10 protein-coding genes are annotated in these 17,646 nt (G+C 51.9%); 2 read left to right on the forward strand and 8 right to left on the reverse strand.

Annotated elements, in window-relative coordinates:
- Positions 1–369: 369 nt before the first annotated feature.
- Both MKQ68_RS12545 and MKQ68_RS12550 read right to left on the reverse strand, forming a co-directional pair.
- The gene (locus MKQ68_RS12545; protein WP_264283600.1) at positions 370–2,007 is read right to left on the reverse strand and encodes a SusD/RagB family nutrient-binding outer membrane lipoprotein; all 1,638 of its coding nucleotides are present in this window, start codon (positions 2,005–2,007) and stop codon (positions 370–372) included.
- A 5-nt stretch (positions 2,008–2,012) separates the two neighbouring features.
- Positions 2,013–5,102: a SusC/RagA family TonB-linked outer membrane protein gene (locus MKQ68_RS12550; RefSeq protein ID WP_264283601.1), complete on the reverse strand. Its 3,090-nt coding sequence runs from the start codon at positions 5,100–5,102 to the stop codon at positions 2,013–2,015.
- 347 nt (positions 5,103–5,449) lie between these two features.
- Between MKQ68_RS12550 and MKQ68_RS12555 the strand changes: the two genes are divergently transcribed.
- On the forward strand, positions 5,450–6,250 hold the full coding sequence (locus tag MKQ68_RS12555; RefSeq protein ID WP_264283602.1) for an alpha/beta hydrolase: 801 nt from the start codon (positions 5,450–5,452) through the stop codon (positions 6,248–6,250).
- An 83-nt stretch (positions 6,251–6,333) separates the two neighbouring features.
- Positions 6,334–6,651, forward strand: a complete 318-nt coding sequence (locus MKQ68_RS12560) for a LytTR family transcriptional regulator DNA-binding domain-containing protein (protein WP_264283603.1) — start codon at positions 6,334–6,336, stop codon at positions 6,649–6,651.
- Here the strand turns inward: MKQ68_RS12560 and MKQ68_RS12565 are convergent.
- The 6 genes from MKQ68_RS12565 to MKQ68_RS12590 form a co-directional block, all read right to left on the reverse strand.
- A complete protein-coding gene (locus tag MKQ68_RS12565) occupies positions 6,648–7,043 on the reverse strand; it encodes a hypothetical protein (protein ID WP_264283604.1) in 396 nt (131 codons plus the stop codon). The genes MKQ68_RS12560 and MKQ68_RS12565 overlap by 4 nt on opposite strands.
- Before the next feature lie 70 nt (positions 7,044–7,113).
- Positions 7,114–10,245 carry a glycoside hydrolase family 2 TIM barrel-domain containing protein gene (locus tag MKQ68_RS12570; RefSeq protein ID WP_264283644.1) on the reverse strand — a complete coding sequence of 1,044 codons (3,132 nt, stop codon included), beginning with the start codon at positions 10,243–10,245 and terminating at the stop codon, positions 7,114–7,116.
- Positions 10,246–10,266: 21 nt separating this feature from the next.
- On the reverse strand, positions 10,267–11,226 hold the full coding sequence (locus MKQ68_RS12575) for a discoidin domain-containing protein (RefSeq protein WP_264283605.1): 960 nt from the start codon (positions 11,224–11,226) through the stop codon (positions 10,267–10,269).
- A 31-nt stretch (positions 11,227–11,257) separates the two neighbouring features.
- Positions 11,258–13,039, reverse strand: coding sequence for a RagB/SusD family nutrient uptake outer membrane protein (locus MKQ68_RS12580; protein ID WP_264283606.1), 1,782 nt, complete (start codon positions 13,037–13,039; stop codon positions 11,258–11,260).
- 11 nt (positions 13,040–13,050) lie between these two features.
- Positions 13,051–16,383 carry a TonB-dependent receptor gene (locus tag MKQ68_RS12585; protein ID WP_264283607.1) on the reverse strand — a complete coding sequence of 1,111 codons (3,333 nt, stop codon included), beginning with the start codon at positions 16,381–16,383 and terminating at the stop codon, positions 13,051–13,053.
- A gap of 110 nt (positions 16,384–16,493) precedes the next feature.
- Positions 16,494–17,606 carry a FecR family protein gene (locus tag MKQ68_RS12590; protein WP_264283608.1) on the reverse strand — a complete coding sequence of 371 codons (1,113 nt, stop codon included), beginning with the start codon at positions 17,604–17,606 and terminating at the stop codon, positions 16,494–16,496.
- Positions 17,607–17,646 lie beyond the last annotated feature (40 nt).

A 17,646-nucleotide genomic window follows, 5' to 3' on the forward strand; every position in this document is an offset into this window, starting at 1 on the left:
ACACCTCTCCAGAAAAATATTGTAGTATTTAGGACGCTCATCGATACGGGCAAAGATAAGGAGGATATTTTAGGTATAAAATTGAGCAACAACTTCCGCTTTTATGCCTGCAAGAACAAATCAGGCAATACGACGATCATTAAAAATGTCTAAACACTTCAAACCATGTGCATTGTAAAATATCGCATGAGCATATCTTAGATTTTCTTAACCTTGTTACAGCAAAACTAGAAAGCATATCTCATTAAGAAAAAAACCTTGCTTACGATTTGTTCGTCAATCGCTGACATGATAGTTTTGTAGGTCCTGTTCTCCGCCGCCTCAGCATAAAAAAGGCGCCCCGTCTCCGAGGCGCCCTATCAAAAAACATTACGGCTTATCCCACCAAACAGCCTCCTTCAAATACGTCGGCGACGCCGCATTCGGGTTCGCCTTCAGCACTTGTGCAATATTATAATTGATCTCATAACTCGGCACGGCAAACCGCCTCGGCCAGTCGGTCGCTGCGGGATAGGCTTCCGCAAATACATGCGACGGGCGTTTAAATCCTTTGTAGATACCGGTAGCCTCATTGTAGTTGCCTGCAGCATCCGCACAATAGTTCATCCTGCGCATGTCGGCCCATATTTCGGGGGAAAAGGACATGGCGATGTACTTCTGGATCATGATGTGGCTGAGGGTGAGCGTGGCAGCGTCCTGCACGATGGAGGTGCTGCTCATGAAGGTATTAATGGTATCTGTGCGAATACCCATCAGGTTCATGTGCGAACGAATGCCTGCCTGGTAAGCGGCTAAGGCTTCGGCAGGTTTGTTCTGACGCAGTTTTACTTCTGCCTCGATGAAACGCATCTCGGCATTGGTCAGCAGCAGCGCTTTGGCACCACGGCGGGTGTACCAGGAGCCTGTAGACTGTATACGCTGTCCAGGCGTGGGTGCATACGGCGTTTTGCGCAGCATGACGTACACAGAATCCTTGTTGTTGAAGGTATTGGTGGTGGCATTATAGGTGTATGCTAACGGGCCGGTTTTGGGCAGCTCGGAAGCCATGTCCACTCCTTGTGCCAGCACCAGGGTGCCGGATTGCGTCGCCATGCGGGGAATGATATAAATGATACGCGGATCTGCGACGTTGTTCGCTCCACTGGGGGCGCCGGTATAGTTGTTGGTCAGGTAGTCGATGTACAACTTGGTGAACCGCGCTGTAAGGCCGGTATTGGTGTATTGCAGGGCTTCTTTGGCGGTGTTGGTCACTGTAGGCCCTTCATCCACGTACTGCATCACGGAGCTTTGCGCGTCGGTTTGCGGGGCGTTGGCGAGCATGTCCAGCACGGCCTGCGGGTTGTAATCCGCTTTTTTGGTGGTGTGGTTCATATAACGGGCTTTCAGGCCGTAAGCCAGGCGGATCCAGTTATCAACGTTACCACCGTTAAGGATATCGCCTTTCGCCAGTGCAGGTGCGGCCGGACCTTGTGGCTTCTTCAGGTCGGCAATGGCTTCGTCGAGCAGCAGGAGTATTTGTTCCTGCACGTAAGAAGCGTCGTCGAACTTGGGTGTGTAGGTGCTGGGATCGTTGAACTCGGCGTAAGGCAGCATGCCATAAAAATCGGCCAGGTTGGCGAAGCCCCAGGCTTTGATGACTTTGGCGGCGCCGATGTAATGCCAGGCCTGTGTTTCTTCTGCGGCAGCGATGAGGGGTGCTACGTTTACGGCGGTGTTCACGTACCAGTTCTGCCAGGGCCAGTTGGCGCTGGAAACGTTTGACAGCCACCTGGTCAGGTTCCAGTTGTTATTGTTAGCGAAGGTTACACCCAACTGCTGGGTGATAAAGGCGACACGGGTGCCGGAGCTTTCATATCCATCGCAGAACTGCGCAATCAACGGGGGCAGGCGCAACTCGGGCGTAGGTACGTCCGTGGTGGCGCTATTCGGATTATTGTTTACGTCCAGCCACTTATCGCAGGAAGTGAGCAGGATGGATAAACTTATGATGCCAAGTAATTTTTTCATGTAGACTAGAATTTAAGATTTAAACCAAACGCCACGCTCTTCGTTGCCGGAACGCCTGCGTAATCAATACCAACGGAACCAGATCCTACTACACCTGCACCAGCAGCGCTGGTTTCAGGGTCCATACCGCTATAGTTGGTGAACAGCAACAGGTTGTTAGCAGACACGGTGAGCGAGGCGCCTTTCAACCATTTTACACCACCCAGCATGGCAGGTGGTACGGAGTATGACAGGTTCAATGAACGGAGGCGTAACCAGTTCACTTCTTCAATGAAGAAAGCAGTGTTGTTGGTGTAAATGTCGCGGTAGTATTTCTCGGTTGCCTGTACCGTGCGGGTAACGGGTTCATACTTTGTAGTGGTCGGGTTGAGTGACATCCCCGTGAAGGTGATATCTTCTCCCCTGTTCAGCGTGCGCTCGCTCAGGCCGTAAACGGTTAACAGGTAGTCGGTGGCATTATAAATATCACCGCCCAGGCGGAAGTCCCAGAGAAAGGACAGGTTAAAGCCTTTGTAGGTTAAGCTGTTATTTAACCCGCCCAGTAGTTTCGGTTCGCGGTTGCCAAGTTTTGCGGTAGTGAGAGCGGATGTAAGCGGGTAACCGGTATTCCAGTCCAGCAGCAGGTTGCCGGAGGAATCGGTCTGCCACTTAGAACCGCTGATGCCCATAAACACATCTTCATTGAAAGATGCCGCTTTGCCGTTGCCGATCTGCACGTCTGTTACATACAGGATGGTAATGGCACCAGGCAGTTTTTCTACGCGACCTTTGTTATGAGAAAAGTTTAACGCTACGTCCCAGTTGAAATCCTTGCTGCGGATAGGGTTTGCGTTGATGGTTACTTCCAGGCCTTTGTTACGGATAAAACCAGCGTTCACATTTTTAAGAATGTAACCAGTGGCGTTACTTACTCTTGGTGACAGGATCTGTTTTTCGCTTCGGTTATCGTAGTAAGCTACGTCTATACCAATGCGGTTACGCAGGAAACGCACTTCCGCGCCCACCTCGGTGGAGTAAGTCTGCTCAGGCTCCAGTACCGGGTTGCCTTGTGTCCAGGAGTTACGGAAACCACCGCCGATGGTGAGCTCCGGACCGAACAAATAGGTGTTGGTCACGTAAGCGCTGGCATCTTTACCCACCTTCGCCCAGGACGCCCGTACCTTACCAAACGACAGCACGCTGTTCTGCTCCAGCAGCTCGGTAAATACGAAGCTACCGCTCACCGCCGGATAAAAGAAGGAACGGAAATCTTTGTTCAGGGTGGAAGTCCAGTCGTTACGGCCGGTCACGCTCAGGTACAACATGTTTTTATAAGATGCACGGAAGTCGCCATACACGCCTACTAGCCTTCTGCGGTTAATGTTCTCCGTTGCGTAACGGTTAGCATTCGCGGCATTGTTCACAGAATAGAGGCCCGGTATCTGGAAGTTCTCTGCCCTCAGCGAAGTGGAGCGGGTGTAGGTATCTTCCGTCGTATGACCGAGCAAGGCGCTCAGGTCGAAGTCGCCTACCTGTTTATGGAAGTTCAGCATCAGGTTCCCGTTTACGTAGTTGAAACGCTGATCGGTAACGGAAATCATCCCGTTCTGCCAGGCTTCTTTTACGGACGATCCGGGCACAATGAGGCTGTTGAACGTGGTGGTATAGTTATCTAAACCGAGACGATAAGTGGCATCGAACCAGTCGGTGATCTTCACGCTCGCATAAGCATTACCCACGAAGCGATCGGTTTTATCGGCCTGTGGATTACGGTTGATGATCCAGTAAGGATTGTCAACGTCGGTATCCAGCGGCAGGTTAGGCAGCAGGCGATGTTTGGATCCGTCGGGGTTCAGCCAGCGTTTCATATTATCGTTGCGCGGCCAGGCGATAATGCTCTCCATGTAACCAGTACCACTGCCACCCCACAAACCGCTACCGGTGAGGGTCTTCTGGGTATTGCTGGATGCGTAGGAAGCGTTTACGCCCACCGTAAAGATGCCGATCTGCTGCTCGCCATTGAAGCGGATGGAATTACGTTTGTAATCCGTCGTAGGAACAATACCGGTTTGATCGAGGGAGGAACCGGAAAGGAAAAACTTGTTGTTCTTCGAACCGCCGGAAATATTAAAACTGTTATCGAATGCACGGGCGTTCTGGAAAAAGTCGCCCATGTTATCGTAGATGGTATCGCCCGGCGCAAATTCTTCGCCCCATGACATGGCGGTTTGCGTGGTAGGCGTACCATTATAGGAGGTACCTTGTTTGTATTTACTTTGCTGTCCTGGCAAACGGTTTACCCAGTTAGTCACGAACCGCGAGGTGACGCTCGCCGTTACGGTGCCTTCGGTACCACGTTTGGTGGTGATAAGCACTACACCCGCTGCTGCCCGTAAGCCATACAAAGCTGCTGCGGCCGGACCTTTCAACACGGAGATCGATTCGATATCCTCGGGGTTGATGTCCATTGCGCGGTTGCTGTTGGTGGTAGACAGGTTCACGGATCCGTCGAAGGCGCTGTTATCGCCCTGGCCGGTGCTGTTGCTCATGGGCACACCATCGATCACAAACAGTGGCTGGTTATCTCTTTCGAGAGAGGTACCACCACGAATGATGATCGAGGCCGAAGCGCCGGGCGCACCGCTGGAATTGGTGATGTTCAGGCCGGCAATCTTACCGTTCAGTGAGTTGATCAGGTTGGGATCTTTGTTTTTCAGCAACTCGTCGGACTTAATATCCTGCACGGAATAGCCGAGTGCTTTCTTTTCCTTTTTGATACCCATGGCCGTCACTACTACCTCATTTAACCCGCTCTGCGTGGGCACGAGGGTTATGTCGAGGGAGCTGGCAGCGCCTACCAACCTGGATTGGGTGAGGTACCCGATGTAGGAAAACTCGATCGTTTGTCCCGGGCTGGCCTGGATGGTATAACTACCTTCCGGACCGGTTTGCGTATTCACATTGTTTTCGCGCACTCTCACGGTAACGCCGGGTAAGGCTTCGTTTTCGTTGGAGACTACCCTGCCTGTAATTGTTTTCTGCTGCGCCATCAGGACGTCGGGCAACAAGACCATTATTAACGAGCATATCGCTAATAACCGGATTCGTCTTCTCATAGATGAACTTTTTAGATGTTGGTGATAAAAACCTGGTTGATTCGGGACATGTGAGGTTAAGGTGCTGCGTATCTAACTGCAGATATACTTTTTTATAAACTATATGCGTTGCTCATCGTTTGTCCGCTCTCACTAAGATAGTCGCAAAATGATGGAAATCTTAATTTATTTTAAAAAGAGAAAGGACTGCCGTGGCAGTCCTTGTAGGGTTTTTCAATAAGAATGGTTATTACTTTTCAATAATTTCAGGGGGTTGTGCAATTTGTGCAAGAATTAGGCCATGTTTCAATACCTACCACCTATCCAACTTTTTTGCTTTCTTTGCCCCTATACAAATATTAAAACCCATGAAGATCCGCGTACTACTCTTTCTCCTCTGCCTGTCCACCAGTGTAATCGGACAGGACAATACCCGTTACCAGCAAAAGAACGACCTGGCATACCGTGAAGGGGCGCAAACGGCCTATATGAAAGAGCGGTGCAAACTGGATGTCTACTACCCGGAGCAGGCGCGTAATGCACCGGTGATCGTGTGGTTCCACGGTGGTGGTATTACCGGGGGAAGCAAATCGGTACCGGACGAACTGAAAAAGAAAAATATGATCGTCATCGCCGCCAATTACCGGTTAAACCCGCAGGCGAAGGCACCGGAATATATAGAAGATGCGGCCGCAGCAGTAGCCTGGGCGTTCCGGCACGCGAAGGAGTACGGTGGCGATACCAACCGCATTTACGTGGCGGGGCACTCTGCCGGCGGTTACCTGGCGGAGATGATCGGGCTGGACAAACAGTACCTGGCACCCTACAACATCGACGCTAACCGCATTGCGGCGCTGTTTCCCTTCAGCGGACAGGCGATCACCCACTTCACGGTGCGCAAAGAGCAGGGCTACCCGGAAATTCAGCCGACGATCGATAAATATGCACCGCTATACCATGTACGGGCCGATGCACCACCTTTATACCTTTATACAGGCGATCGGGAACTGGAAATGCTGGGCCGTTACGAGGAGAATGCATATTTAGCGAGGATGATGAAGCTGGCCGGACATAAAAACACGCACCTGTACGAACTGGCGGGCTATGATCATGGTAATATGCCAAAGGGGGCGTTCTTCCTGATGCTGCAGGCTATTAACAAGAAATAACCCGGATCCTAACCGAAACCGACCCAATGCTCGGCGGGGCTTGAACAAGGCACACGGCTGTGGCAACTTTGTAAAAAAAGCCTATGCCCTTTAGCACACATATGAAACGCGGCTACCTGCTGCTATCCCTTTTACTGGTCTGCATGCCCGGCTTCAGCCAGGTATTTACCGGCATCCCGGAGGCCACGTTCCGGTTCCGCTATTACCGGTTCGATATACAGTCGGCGCGACCGGCCCGATACGGTTTTATCCGCCCGCACCAGTCGCACGTCGTGAACTTGCATGCTATAAAAAGTTATTTGAAAGAAGATGGAGGCACCTTACTGATGCAGGATGGACAACGCATTCCGGGGGCCAGGCAGCATAGAGACATGGTAAAACTGCGGCTGGAAAGGGGTTAGCGGATATGTTTACGTAAAGCCGCATCCGGCGTAATTAACCTTAAAGGTTTACCCCGCGTGAGCAACCACGTAAACCAGCCATGCTCGTACCCGCCGGTGATATGACAGTGATAAAACTTCCTGCCCGAGCGTTTTAAACAGAACTTTGGCTCCTGGGTAACAAATTGATAAAACTTACCGCTCACGCGATAGAACCCCCGGGTAACGGTCGTATCGGTATGGCCGCCGTCCTGGCGGAAGTCGGTGCGAACGAAACCGCTGTCGCCGTGCAGGCGGAGGTAAGTGGTGAAATGTGTGGTGCCGGCTTTACCGCTGCCGGTGTAAATCTTTTCCTGTGCGGAAGCGGCGGTTAAACAGAGTACGCCGGCCAGCACTAAAAACAACTGCCTCATATACCCGCAATATTACGTAAAAAGGCCACGCAAAGAATTGCATGGCCAATACATCGTGATATGATGATTATTAATGTGCTAATAACTGGAGTTCATAACTGAACTTTACGGGTTCCGCCTTTACCTGGAATTGCTCCAGGGGGCGCGGGCCGCATCCCGCAGAACCTACGCCTAACGTGGCGTGGCAGATATTTAATACCGTCGCTTTACGCTCTGGCAAATCGATCCTGTATTCTGTACGGTCCAGCTCCTCGTCGCCATAAGGCAGGGCGGAAACCTGCAGCAGGCTGTCCACGCGTGCAGCCCTGATACCGGTGCCATTAGCGGAGAGTAACGTCGCCCATCTTACATCTTCGTGGTTACCACACTCCATCGGCTTCTCGTAAGGCGTCAGCTGCTCGTTCACAGCGCTGCCGTATATTCCAATATCCGCGCCAGATTTCCTGTCCGCATAGTTTTCCATCGGGCCGCGGCCATAGTAGCGGAATGCGTCGAGTTCTTTGTTTAAAAACAGTCGTACCCCTACCCTTGCCAGCACCAGTTTTGGATTGCTGAACACGACATCGTTGTTCGCTTTGATAACACCTTGTCCGGAAACGGAATATGTCACATTATGCGTTACCGTGAAACCATTTCTGCCGGTGGCGATGAGTTGTGCTTTAACGCTCACCGTGCCTGCGTCAGTCTGCGTGGCGTTCACCTCTTTGGCTTCCCACTTCAGTTGTTTCAGGCCAGCACGATCCCATCCCTCGTTAGCCCACATGTCGTCGTCGCGGTGCGGCGCGCGCCAGAGGTGTAGCATCGGGCCGCCGCCATTGTTTAACAGGGCTTTGCCATTGGCCTCCATTCGGGCGAAGGTGCCTTTCTTTTTATCGAACTCCAGGCTGAAATCTTTACCGGTGATGAGGATGCGGTTGTTAGCAGTATCCAGTTGCAATGCCCCAGATGAGCTATGGATAGCAGCAGCGGGCGTTACCAATGGCAGCGCAAACTGCCTTGCAGCTACTTCATAACCCGCAGGGGCCCACGAAGCGGCATCCTTCAGGCTGAACGCGATACGCACGTGGTATTCCGCACCTGGTATTGGTTTCAGCTTAAATGGAATACTCACTTGTTTAACGGCACCGGGCGCGATTTGCGCAGTGCCCAACTTGCCGGAAGCAACCGGTTTGCCGTTTTCCGTCAGTTCCCAGGCAGCATTAAAGCTGTCGAGGGAGATGAATTGATAACGGTTTTTAACGGAGATCAGTCCTTTCGACAGGTCGACTGGCTGCACATCTATCCACTGATACGCTCTCTTAAGCTCCGGGAAATGCGGTTTAGGCGAACGGTCGGAGAACACGACACCTTTATGGATGAAATAGTGGTCGTTGGGTTGCTCTCCGAAGCCGCCGCCAAAGGCTACGATCGGGTGTGTTGGGTCGATGCGGTTCCAGATACCCTGGTCCTGCCATTCCCATATACAGCCGCCGAGCAGTGAAGGGTATTCATCGAACAGGCGATTATATTCATCTACGCCACCCATGGAATTAAACATGGCGTGGGCATATTCGCAGAGATAAAAAGGTTTGGTATAACGGCTGTCTTCTGCAATCCGTTGTACCCAGTCGGTGCCGGTGTACATGCGGCTGTCGATGTCGGCTGGGTTATCTTTTCCGATACCAAAACCTTCATAATGCACCGGCCTGGTGGAATCAAGCGTTTTCACCTTCGCCAATGCCGCACGGAAGTTAGATCCGCCGCTGCCACATTCGTTACCGAGTGACCATATCACCACGGAAGCATGGTTTTTAAAGCACTCCACGTTCGCTACGTTACGATCAATGATGGCGTCTTTGATGCGTGCATCTTCATTAAAATCGTCCCAGGCGCCATGGCTTTCGATGTTTGCTTCCGATAACAGGAACAGTCCGTACTGATCGCACAGCTCGTACCAGCGCGGATCGTCGGGGTAGTGACAAGTGCGAACGTGGTTACAGTTAGCTTGTTTGATCAGCTCAATGTCTTTGATCATTTGTTCTTCCGTTACGGTATGGCCCGTTTCCGGCCAGTTCTCGTGGCGGTTAACGCCCTTTAGTTTTACGGGTACGCCGTTCACCAGGAAGTTGCGGCCCTTTACCTCCACCTGGCGGAAGCCGGTGCGGGTGGAGAGTATCTCGGTCGTTTTGCCGTTCTCTTTCAGGCTCAATACGGTGGTGTACAATGCCGGCGTTTCGGCCGTCCATTTACGGGGTTGTTTAACGGGGATGAGTGCTGTTACCGGCGCTTCCTGTCCCGGCTGCAATGCCGGTACATTGGCCGTGGCAGTGCCGATCACTTTAGGGCCATCGTACAGGTCGATGTTTACCTGGCGGGCAGGTGCAGCCTGTGCTCCATAGTTTTTTACGTTGGTGGTTACACGCAGGTCGGCATTTTTGTAAGCGGCATCAAAATAAGTATTAATGCGGAAGTCGCGCATATGGGTTTCGGGGCTGCTCCAGAGCGTTACGTTCCGGAAAATACCACTGAGCCGCCACATATCCTGGTCTTCGAGATAACTGCCTACCGTAAAGCGGTACACTTCTACTGCGACCAGGTTCTTACCGGGTTTGAGTAAACTGGTAATATCGAACTCCGCGGCGTTGCGGCTGTTCACGCTGTAGCCCACTTTCTTTCCATTGATCCAGAGAAAGAAGCCGGCATCCACGCCATCGAAGGTGATAAATACCCGCCGGCCCTTCCAGGCATCGGGCACGGTAAACTCGCGGCGATAGCTGCCTACGGGATTCCGTTCGCGGTAGGAAGTATACCAGACCGGCGGGGTACTCATCACTTTAGGAAAATCCTTTTTAAAGAGATAGGTGTAGTTGGTGTAAGCCGGGGTGCCATAACCTTTGAGCTGCCAGTTACTCGGCACCTCGATGTCGTCCCAGCGGGATACGTCGTAGTCCTCCTTATAGAAATCGACCGGGCGTTGCTGTGGCCAGTTGACGAAGTTGAACTTCCACTTGCCATTAAGGCTGCGTGCGTACGACGAAGCGTGGCGATTACCGGCCAGTGCGGCTTCCAGGTTCTCGTATGGCATAAGCGTAGCATGCGCCGGTTGTTTATTAATACCCAGGCAACGTGGGTCTTCAATTTCTGCCGGTACTGGCGCCAGTATAGCGGTATCCGGATTTCCATACAGTTTGGAGGACAGCAACAGCATCCCCCACCAAAACATCCTTCTCAATTTATTTATCTTTTAAAATGCCCATAATTCCGCCATGCTTGAAAAAGAGGCGCTGAAGGCGGCGTTGATCGTTACTTTAATATAGCGGGCCTGTTTAAACTCCGCCAGGAACTTACGTTGCAGGTTCTGGTTATTCTCCAGCGCCATGGTGCCGGCAACCTCCCAGGTAACATTGTCCAAACTGGTTTCCACCGTCACGGACGAAGGTTTACCGCTACCGTTGTTCTGCCTTCCGAGAAAGGAAATACCATGCACTTCCTTGGTTTCGCCCATATCGTAAATGATGTGGTGTGGTGCAGCGGGCGAAGCGCCCTGCCACTGCGAGTGCCAGAAGGTGTTTTTATCATCATCGATCGTGTTGATCGCCTGGCCGTTACCGGCACCTTCGCCATTTGCTTCTTCCGAAGAGAAACCAGCGATGCTCCACAGGCTGCGGTCATAGTCCGGATAATCTTCCAGCTTCGGCAGCGCCTGTATCACGTAAAACGTGGTACGCAGTGTGGGATTGATCTTCAGTCCGGCCGATTCGATGCTGAGCGGCAGCACGTAGGTACGCAATGCTTTGATCGCATTGCTGCCGGTGGTGCGTACGCTGATCTTCATCGGCTCGGTGTTTACTTTTCCTGCGGGAATAGTGGCTTCCAGCCCGCTGAGGTCATACCCGATGGCAGGCAGCATTTCGTAGCTGGTGCCGTTGGCGGTATTAAAGCTGTCGATCAGTTCGGGACTGAGTTTGAACTTTACGGCAACATTGCCCGTTGGATAATCCTGGCCGCCATAACAGGCACCGAATACGATTGTTTGGGCAGTATCCGCTATGCCCAGTGTTTTGCTTACCGGGTTATTTACGGCTTGCGGCATGTATACGTTGATGTATTGGGACAAGGGCTGATCGGGCAGGTCGTACTCCTCTTTACAGCCGGCGAGTAATGCAACGCCGCCCATCAACATGATCCATTTATTTATTTTCATCTGATAATGATCTTAAGGTGAATCAATTGGTTTACCATCCGGGGTTTTGTGTGAGCTGGCGGCCGCGGTCCATTTCATACTGGCTGATAGGGAACCAGTAAAATTCATTGCGGAACACCCGCCTGGTGGCCACTACCCTTTTATAGAAATCGTTCCCGTTCTGGTTGATGTCCATCCCGTGCAGGTCACCCATTACGGAGGCTACAATTTTCCAGCGGCGGATGTCGAACCAGCGGTGGCTTTCGAAGGCCAGCTCTACGCGGCGTTCTGCGCGGATCTTTGCACGCATGGCGTCTGGCGAAGCGGGTACCGGCAAGGCATTCGGACCTTCGCCATACATGGGCACCCCTGCCCGTTTGCGGATCAGGTTAAGGTAAGTAACGATATCTGAATTAGTCGGATCGTATTCATTCAACGCTTCCACATAGTTCAGGTACACTTCTGCAAGGCGGATGATGGCCAGCGGACGGTTCTGCCGCTGACCGGTACCACCGGAGCCAACGTTCGTTAACGGTCCTACGTTCTTGCGGATCAGGTAACCGGTTTTGGAATAATCGGTGGCGTGACCGTCTCTCCCGTTCGGGCCGGATTTGAAGAATGTAACCGTACCGGCGGCCTGCATGTTACCACCCTGGAAACGGCTGTTGTTATACGTGATATGCGCATAAAAACGCGGCTCGCGGTTGATGTACATGTTGGATACCTGTACCCCGTTCACCGTGGTGAAACCGGATTCGCTGTAGTTAGGCGACTCCTGGATGCTTAAACCATCGTTCATGAAGTACGCATCTACTATTTCCTGTGTAGGTGCCAAACCACTCCAGCCACCGGCGGAACGCGGCATTGCATGTACGTCGAAGTTGCTGAGGTCATTCGATTTACGTACGAAAATCTGCTCGCTGTTCCAGGCTTTGAAATATACATCCTGCAGGGACAATGCCACGTTACCCCCTGGGTCCTGGTACAGGCTGTATATACCCAGGTCGATTACATCTTTAGCGGCTTCGGCTGCCTTACGCCACTTTTCGCGATCGAACTGCTGTGCAATAAACTGTTTCCCGTCTTTGGTTTTAAAGTTCGCGTAATCGGTATTACCGTTGTATTGCGGACTGGCGGCATACAGCAGCAAACGCGCCTTTACGGCGAGGGCCATACCTTTGGTGGCACGACCATATTCCAGGTCGCTCACCTGCCCGTTGCGGGAGGGCAATAAAGGCAATACAGCCGCAGCTTTGTCGAGTTCAGACACCACGTAGTTCACGCAGCTGTCGTACGGGCTCCTGTCTGTCTGCATCGCATCCGCGGGCGCATCTGCAGGCAGTTCTGTTTCGCCGAGCAATACGACCGGCCCGAACTGCTGCATCAGCAAAGTGTAGTAATACGCGCGCAGGAAGCGGGCTTCGGCCTTATACTGATCGATCAGTTCCTGCCCGTTGAGTGCGAGTATTTCCGTATTACCGTCTACGTTATTGATGAAATAAGTAGCAGAGCGGATCGCACGGTAGTACATGCCCCAGGTATCGAACAATACCGTGCCGGCATTGAGGTTTCCGAGGCCGAGCCTGTAGGTAGGATATTGCACCCAGCTTACTTCCAGCTCGTCGCTGTTAGCCACCCAGGGGAAGCCATCCCAGATTTTGGAAAGGTCGGGTACGTAACTGTATACATTGGCCAGGTATTGTTCTGTGCCTTCTTTCTTTTTAAAAACTTCTTCTATGGTGATGCGGTCGTTGGGAACCTGGTCCAGGTAGTCTTTACAGCCTCCAAATGCCAGGGCCGCCGCAAACGATGATATAATAAGCGCTTTTTTCATGGTTGTGCCGTTTATTTGAAGGTGCATTTAATACCGAAGTTGAAGGTTTTGGTAAGCGGATAAGAAGCACCGCGGCCATCACCCAGCTCTACGTCCCAGAGGTCGAACTGGCTTACCGTCATCAGGTTATAACCGATGAAGTACATGTTCAGGTCAGACATACCGAGGTGGCGCATCCAGTTCTCCCGGAAGTTGTAGCTCAGCTGAAGTGTCTGCAAACGCAGGAATGCTCCGTTTTTAGTCCACCAGTTGCTGCCGGCGTAGTTCATATTATCTGCACCGTAAGTGAGTCTAGGATAAAACGGACGGGCGGCATTATTTTCCGGCGTCCAGCGGTCGGTGATCTTCGACATCAGGTTACCACGGTTACCGCCACGGCTAAACGGCTGGAAGCCATCGCCACTCAGCTGGATATCTACGTTGCTGATGCCTTTGAACCAACCAGCCAGTGACCAGCCTTTCCAGCTGATGTTCGGACCGAAGCCGTATACGATTTCCGGCATGCTGCCATAACCGATCGGCCCCTGGTCATAGCTATCGATCTTACCATCACCGTTCAGGTCTTTATAACGGATGTCGCCCGGACGGTTTGTACCGGTCTGATAGGCGGCGTTATCAATCTCTTCCTGTGAACGGAACAATCCGAGCGCGGTGTAACCAAAACGCTGGCCCATTTTGCGGCCGATGTTCTGCTGCCATGGATAAGGCCAGGGAGCTTTCGCATCATCTACCACCATGGCACGGTTCCAGGTAACGTTACCACGGAAGCCCAGGGTGAAGTCATTGCCAATTTTCTTGTTTACTTCCAGCGTTGCGTCCACGCCGCGGTTATGCACCTCACCGAGGTTTGCCCATGGCAGGATGCGGATACCTGCATAGTTAGGCACATCGCCACGTTGCATGAAAATGCCGGTACGTTTCTCGCGGAACAGGTCTGCTACGAGGGAAATGTTGTTATCCCAGAAACGCATCTCTATACCGAGGTTCGATTTCTCTGCTTCTTCCCAGGTTACATCCACCGCATAGTCGCCAATGTCGGTACCGCTGATGTTATTGTCCATGCCATTGGCGCCGTAGGAATAACCACCGTTACCCGTACCCACCGTACCGATGTACGCAAAGCGGCGGCCACCGATGTTACTGTTACCTACCAGGCCGTAAGAGTAACGGAACTTCATGAACTGGAAGATCTTTTTCACCGGTTCGAAGAACTGCTCTTCCGATACCACCCAGCCTAAACCATAAGAAGGGAAGAAACCAAAACGTTTACCCGGGGCAAAGGTTTCGGAGCCGTTATAACCGAAGTTCACCTCCGCCAGGTAGCGGTCTGCATAGCCGTAAGTAGCCCTTCCTGCCAAACCCATGTAACGGTATGGAAGCGAGTAGATAAAGTCGCCTGCAAACGCATCTTCCTTATCCGACTGGTTATACAGCAACATACCTGATACAGCATGGTTACCGAACTTGTTTACATAATTGATCGAGGCTTCTGTATAATACTGCCTGTTACCCCCGTTGCTGCGGGAATAACCAAGATAGCTGTCCCCAACCGCCGTTCTGTCGAACATGAGATTACCATCCGCATCGCGGCCGGTAGCCAGGTAGCCTTCTACGCTTTTGGTACGGTTGATCGTATGGCTGTTATAGTTATCGAAGCTATACATGGCCGTGGCCGACAAACCTTTTAACCAGAAGCCGAGATCCTGGGAGATACGGATATTGCTCCACAACTGGCTTCTGAACTCACTCACATAACCTGTTTGCGTGAGATCGTTGTAAGGGTTTGTTACGTCGATCGTTCTGAGTTGTGAATGGAGTCCATTGCTATACTTAACCGGAACGGCGATGGGCGGCAGGTTGTAGGCGGCCGACCAGATTGCGGAAGATGTTTTCCCGGGATAATTACCATCGCTGATCCAGCCCGATGCACCGAAATCCACCTTGGTCGTTTTGGTAATGTCCAGGTTCAGGTTGGCGGTAAAGTTATAGCGGGTAAACTTGAGGTCATTATCGTAACCTGCCAGCTGGTCGCGGTTGTACAAACCATCTTCATCATAATAACCTACGGAGAGATAGTACTTCGCTTTGTCCGACCCACCGTTTGCGTTTACACGTGCCCGGCGGTTTTGCCCACTTTTTGCGAACAACGTACCGATCCAGTCAACGTTAGGATACAGATCAGGGTCAGACTGATCCTGCGTTCTTTTAATCATCTCCTCTGAATAAGGAACACTCTGCGTAGGAAAAGAGTTACGGGAAGCTTCGTTGGCCATTTGCATATAAGTGATACCATCTGCAAACTCAGGCACCTTTGTAAACTGCGTGATGCCCTGGTCGTATTGTGCATTGATCAGCACACGGCCCGGCTTACCCTGTTTAGTAGTGATGAGGATCACCCCGTTTGCGCCACGCACACCGTAAACCGCCGTTGCAGAAGCATCTTTTAGGATGCTGAAGCTGGCGATATCTTCCGGGTCTACGTTAGAGAAACTTCTTTCGATACCATCCACCAGTACCAGGGGTGAACTATTGGTGAACGTGGAAATACCACGGATATAGATTTCGGCATTGTCATGACCTGGCTCGCCGCTGCGTTGTACACCGATCATACCGGCTACGCGGCCCGCGATCAGGTTGGTGAGGTTGGCAACAGGTTGCTTCAGTTCCTCTGCACGGATCGTGCTTTGTGCACCGATCATGCTGATCTTCTTTTGCTGACCGTACCCTACGATCACCACATCATTCAGATCGGTGGAGCGGTCCTGCAGCGTTACGTTGATCTGCGCTCTTTTTAACACCGGCACTTCCTGCGTAATAAACCCCATGAAGCTGAACACCAGTGTGCCCGTATCTTCCGGCAGGCGCAGGGTGTACAAACCTTTTTCGTTCGTGACAGTAGCCGTAGTCGTGCCTTTCAGCTGGATGCTTACACCGGGTAACTCGCCGCCTTTGCTGTCGGCTACTTTCCCGGAAACCGTAAAAGATTTCGATTGCCTGGGCGCGGCATTACTAAGCGCTTTTACCACCACCGTATTGTCGAACAATTCGTAGGTAAGCGGTTGCTGGTCGAAACATTTGTCGAGCACAGACTTTAACGATTCGTTGGTAACGGCGACGCTTACTTTGCGGGCGCTACCCAGCATTTTAACGTCATACACAAAATCCAGTTTGTACTGGTCGTGTAGTTTCCTGAACACCTCTTCGAGCGAAGCATTCTTAACATGGAGGGTCACCGGCTGTGAAAAGGCGCGGGCGCTTACCTGCAACAGCGATAGCAGCAGCATAGCCGACACCAGCTTTAGCCGCAGCAGATACCTGTGGAGGTTCGATCTTTTGTTACTCATTTGGTTGACTGGTTAGTGTTAAGTGATCTTGTTTTACGGAAATAGCCGCCCGTCCGCAACATGTTGTGTTCGCGGCGGTACCCGTTCTTGCATTTTCGGTCATGGAATATTTAAGGCATTACTAGTATTTTCTTACCCTGTATTTTAAAGTGGACAGAGCCGGTAGTCTCAAGCGCTTTTAATACCAGCTGTATATTCTTTTGTTGTGAAATAGTTGCTCCAAATCGTTTATCCTCCAAACCCGGTGCTAATTCAACTTCTACATCATACCAGCGGGCAATGCGTCGCATAATCGTGGCGATATCCTCATTCTCGAACACAAATAAGCCGTTCTTCCAGGCTACAACATGATCCGTGTTGACACTCGTAACTTTAAATCCAGTCTGCGTACTCTTATATATGCCCTGTTGGCCGGGTTTTAATAACACCTGTTGTTCATTGCTCGCCAGTCGCACCGCACCCGTCAGCAACGTGGCGCGGATGGCAGGTTCGTCGGGGTAAGCCATGATATTGAAGCCGGTGCCCAACACCTGCACTTCCATATCGCCCGATTTCACTTTAAACGGCTGTGCCGCATTTTGTGCGATGTCGAAATAAGCTTCACCCGTGAGTTCCACTACGCGCTCCTTCCCTTCAAACCGTGTAGGGAAACGTAAGGTGGTAGAAGCGTTGAGCCATACCTGTGAGCCGTCCGGCAGTGTGATGCGGTACTTTTCGCCGCGTGGTGTTTGCAGCGTATTGTATTCCAACTTCGCCGGTGCGCCGCTGGCCGCTTCGTAGGCTAGCTGGTCGCCTTTCAGTTTGATCACCCTGGCACCGGAAGTGGCGGCGAGTTCGCCTTCTTTGGCATCGTCCAGCGTAATACGGCTACCATCGCCCAGTACCAGCGTTACTTTTTCCGCTGGCTGCTGCTGTTGTTGATGGCGGGCCTGCGGTGCAGTAATGGTTTCATTACGTGGATACCAATACCACGCGGCCGTAGCAGCAATCGCCAGCACCGCGGCGGCGGCAGCTACGCGGTACACCGGTACGCGGCGGCGTTTAGGACCAATCTGCTGATTAATCGCTTCCAGCATGTTTTTGCTGATGCGATCGAAGTCGGGCACAGGCTGCTCGTCCGCCTGGAAGGCATTACACCAGGCATTATAACGCGCCAGCTCTTCGTCTGTCGCCGTACCTTTTTCCACACGCGCTATCAGCGCCAATAAATCTTCCTGGTCCACAGCATGATTGGTTTACGAATGAAAGGGACATGAAAATGGT

Origin of the sequence: Chitinophaga horti (assembly GCF_022867795.2) — a bacterium.
Classification (GTDB): domain Bacteria; phylum Bacteroidota; class Bacteroidia; order Chitinophagales; family Chitinophagaceae; genus Chitinophaga; species Chitinophaga horti.

What these genes read in the sequence shown, in the direction of transcription:
- MKQ68_RS12570 (WP_264283644.1), bottom strand. Translation starts at nt 10,245, where the DNA reads ATGTTTTGGTGGGGGATGCTGTTGCTGTCCTCCAAACTGTATGGAAAT.
- MKQ68_RS12580 (WP_264283606.1), bottom strand. Translation starts at nt 13,039, where the DNA reads ATGAAAAAAGCGCTTATTATATCATCGTTTGCGGCGGCCCTGGCATTT.
- MKQ68_RS12575 (WP_264283605.1), bottom strand. Translation starts at nt 11,226, where the DNA reads ATGAAAATAAATAAATGGATCATGTTGATGGGCGGCGTTGCATTACTC.
- MKQ68_RS12585 (WP_264283607.1), bottom strand. Translation starts at nt 16,383, where the DNA reads ATGAGTAACAAAAGATCGAACCTCCACAGGTATCTGCTGCGGCTAAAG.
- MKQ68_RS12550 (WP_264283601.1), bottom strand. Translation starts at nt 5,102, where the DNA reads ATGAGAAGACGAATCCGGTTATTAGCGATATGCTCGTTAATAATGGTC.
- MKQ68_RS12555 (WP_264283602.1), top strand. Translation starts at nt 5,450, where the DNA reads ATGAAGATCCGCGTACTACTCTTTCTCCTCTGCCTGTCCACCAGTGTA.
- MKQ68_RS12560 (WP_264283603.1), top strand. Translation starts at nt 6,334, where the DNA reads ATGCCCTTTAGCACACATATGAAACGCGGCTACCTGCTGCTATCCCTT.
- MKQ68_RS12565 (WP_264283604.1), bottom strand. Translation starts at nt 7,043, where the DNA reads ATGAGGCAGTTGTTTTTAGTGCTGGCCGGCGTACTCTGTTTAACCGCC.
- MKQ68_RS12545 (WP_264283600.1), bottom strand. Translation starts at nt 2,007, where the DNA reads ATGAAAAAATTACTTGGCATCATAAGTTTATCCATCCTGCTCACTTCC.